Source organism: Pseudomonadota bacterium, from assembly GCA_039028935.1.
In the GTDB taxonomy this organism is placed as follows: Bacteria; Pseudomonadota; Gammaproteobacteria; order Steroidobacterales; family SZUA-146; genus SZUA-146.
This window is the reverse complement of record JBCCHD010000078.1, coordinates 1-3494: the sequence shown is the minus strand read 5'-3', so window position 1 is coordinate 3494 and position 3494 is coordinate 1. Positions and strand designations below refer to the sequence as shown.

The 3494-nt window shown below is 56.5% G+C and carries 5 protein-coding genes; 4 read left to right on the top strand and 1 reads right to left on the bottom strand.

The features are described from left to right. The 4 genes from AAF465_17325 to AAF465_17310 all read left to right on the top strand — a co-directional run. The coding region (locus AAF465_17325; protein MEM7084486.1) for a lactoylglutathione lyase at positions 1–105 on the top strand (105 nt) is incomplete at its 5' end. A gap of 30 nt (positions 106–135) precedes the next feature. Beyond that, positions 136–549, top strand: coding sequence for a DoxX family membrane protein (locus tag AAF465_17320; protein ID MEM7084485.1), 414 nt, complete (start codon positions 136–138; stop codon positions 547–549). Between the two features lie 37 nt (positions 550–586). Then, positions 587–1807 (top strand): FAD-binding oxidoreductase, encoded by a 1221-nt coding sequence (locus tag AAF465_17315; GenBank protein ID MEM7084484.1) that lies wholly within the window; start codon positions 587–589, stop codon positions 1805–1807. Positions 1808–2135: 328 nt separating this feature from the next. After that, on the top strand, positions 2136–2738 hold the full coding sequence (locus AAF465_17310) for a hypothetical protein (protein ID MEM7084483.1): 603 nt from the start codon (positions 2136–2138) through the stop codon (positions 2736–2738). 26 nt (positions 2739–2764) lie between these two features. Here the strand turns inward: AAF465_17310 and AAF465_17305 are convergent. Next, positions 2765–3494 (bottom strand): hypothetical protein (locus AAF465_17305; protein ID MEM7084482.1); only part of this gene is annotated, 730 nt, incomplete at its 5' end.

Here is a 3494-nt window from a genome sequence, read left to right as displayed (position 1 = left end):
TTTGTCCGCTCTCCCGACAATATTTCCATCGAGCTGCTACAAGCGGGTGGCGCGTTGCCGCTGCAGGAACCGTGGGCGTCGATGGAAAACAGCGGCACATGGTAGACGCGAACTTACGCAAACAGGAGAAATACGATGCTCGCAGATAATCGACTCCCGAATAACGCCGCGCTGACGATTATTGCGCGCTTCTTGTTTACGGTGCTCTTTTTCCTCTCCGGTATCACCCACTTCACGAATATTCCCTATTACGTGTCGCTGATGCCGGCCACGACCCCCTACCCGATATTCTGGGTATTTCTGTCAGGCATCGTTGAACTGGCCGGCGCGGCAATGATCCTGTTCAACTGGCGACCCCGCCTTGGCGGCTGGTTGTTGGTGCTCTTTTTATTGCCGGTCACGATCGTGGTGCATGGCTACGAGATGGTGCACGCTTCCGACGAAGTGATTCGTGCTTTGCAACAAGCGCATTTTATTAAGGGCTTCAGTCTGATCGGTGCGGCGCTGTTGATAACGCAAATTGGCGTTACGCGTCTGCCGTCAAACTAGGCTCGATCCAGCACACAATCCACCGCATAGGCAGCGCATGGACCGCCGCACGCTAATCAAATCGCTGCTCGCAACAACCCTAGTCGGCTGCGAGCAGCGCCACGCTCCGGGCAGTCCACTTCGTGTCGTGGTCGCCGGCGCTGGCATCATCGGCGCGTCCATCGCCTACCATCTGGCAAAAGCAGGTGCCGACGTTACCGTCATCGACCAGCAAGGCCCTGCCACGCACGCATCCCGAGGTACGTTTGCCTGGATCAATGCAACCTGGGCGAAGCAGCCGCGCCATTATCATGCGTTGACACAAGCGAGCATGGTTTATTGGAAGCAGTTGCAGGGGTCGCTGGACATACCGGTCCGATGGGGCGGTTCGCTGGAGTGGTTCGACAATGACGAACGTCAGGTAAGACTCGCCCAACAGATTGCTGAGCAATTGGCGTGGGGCGAGCCCGCGCGCATGGTTCAAGCACCCGAACTCGCGGAACTCGAACCTGAGTTGTCGATAAATCCCGATGTCCGTGTTGCCTACTCCGGAAATGACGGCGCGGTCGATCCGATTGTTGCCACCGATCGTCTGCTCAACGCGACGCAACAACTGGGTGCGAAATTGCACTACCCGTGTGAACTCGTCGATACGGTTTGCAAAGGTGCCCGATTGATCTCGGTAGAAACATCAGACGGTACTATCGCAGCAGATCGACTCATATTGGCAACCGGTGCAGCACCCGATGTTTGTCGCCGCTACGCCCATATCGATATTCCGCAACGAAGCACACCGGGTGTTATTGCGCTGACCCGACCGGCACCGCGGTGCGTTCATCGCATCGTCGCGGCACCCGGCGCACATTTTCATCAACGAGCCGACGGTCGCATCGTGCTCGGCGAACAGGATGGCGCGCCGGATACCGAGGCGCACGCGCTGCGTCTCAAAGATCGGCCGAACGATTTTCCGTCCGAAATTATTGCGCAACAACACGGCACCCGCATTCGGGATATCGCCGCTCAGTTCGTGCCGCAAATTGCCAACACCGAGATCGAAACCGCGTATATCGGCTGGCGCCCCCTACCGCTCGATGGTCATCCGGTGCTGGGCTTTAGTCCTGAAAGGCCAGACGTATACATTGCGATTATGCATAGCGGCGTTTCGCTCGCACCGATCGTCGGACAACAGGTGACGCGCGAAGTGTTAGCAGGTATTGCGCTCGAAGAACTACAACCTTACCGGCCGACGCGATCGTTCGAGCACGTTTCGGGTTATTAATACCCACTCGCTACAAAGCAATGCGTTATTGCGAAAGCGATACGATTAACAGAGCAAGCTATTTTAAAGCGATCGATCGCGAGGTTTGACGGATGAAAGTATGTAGTAAGGCGGCTTGTTAAGTACTCTTTACGCCAGCACTCTGTTTAATTTTTTTATGACACACGACGCTTCGAACAACGCCCCGCCGGAATGGGCGCGGCCCCATTTTTGCGCTGGAGGCGGCGACCCATTCCTATTCTACGTTGTTTACGGGCCAACGCCGTCGACCTTTACAATTTCCCAAAGTAGCTATCGGTGCTCCGGGATCCCAAGAGGTGTCGAACTGATGACCTATGGACCCGATCAACACCCTGAGGTCCCGGCTTCATTTCTCGAGGGATATCTATGGGACCAACTCCAAGATGACGATCCGCATCTCGCTGCTCTAGTAGAAGACCAAAACGAGTGCATCGTCATACGCGGCTCCGTATCCGACCCACCCAACCTCAACTATTTCAGAGACGTCGTTGGACTAATTCAATGGCTATTCGATTCGGGCAGCGTCGCACTTTACGATCCCCAGTCATTCACCTGGTGGAGCCCAGAACAATGGCGCGAACGCGCTTTTGAAACCGACGCAGGAGCACCTCGACAGCACGTTCTCATTCTGTCCTCAAAATCTCGTTGCGGAGACTGGCTTCACACACGCGGCCTTCGAAAGTATGGCCGACCCGATCTAAGTATTCATCGAGTGCAACCTAAACACCGAGACTCAGTTGTGAATTTGCTAAACCGCTTTATCGAATTCCAAGCCTACGGCGGCATTATCAAAGACGGCGAAGAAATTCGCATCGCTGGGCTGCCTTCGGGAATGACATGCCGACACGGGGGTGACTTCGACGACCCAGACTTCAACAATTTGCATGTTGAGATCGTTTGGCCTGATTGACCCGCCGCCGACGAACCCTGATGACGTTACGACCCAACCCCCGGCGTCAACGGCGGCAAAACTTCGCTGTCATTGGACGCCATCGACTCCAGCGTCTTGAACGACTTCAGCGCGCCCGCCAAGGCATCACCCGACCACGACGCACCCTCCGGCCCATAACTGCTGCGCGATAATTGCATCAATTCGTCGGCCAACGGGCTGTTCACACGATTCGCAAAGTCACCGATGCTCAGCGGCGGATCCACCGGCCATTCCATACGGCCCCATTCCAACAATGCCGCGCGAACCGAACCGGCATCGCCGGCCACCGCGGCTTTGCGTGCATTTTTTAGAATTCGCGACTGCTGTTTGTGCACCGGCACTTGCTCGGGCTCACGACGCTTTTTCACCGGTCGTGATGTCCACCACCACAGCGCTAAGGTCGCCAGCCAAACAGCGGCCAGCAACTCCGTGGCGCGACGCCAGAAACCCGGATCGACATCCGACTCCTCGGATTGCTCAACTTCGGACTCCGCGGCGATATCCTCAACAACCGGAATCACCTCGGGTTCGGCCAGCGCCTCAATTTCGATCGTACGTGCCGGCAGTGTGGCCACTTGCCACTCGTTTTCGCTCAAGTTCCACCACGGAATTTCAACGCTCGGCAATTCCACGGTGCCGCCGGCGGTACCGATCAAGGCGTACTGATCGCGGCGCACACCGCGAATACCTTGTTCTTCAATCGACCGTGTCATTTCCGGCTTATCGGGGTACACG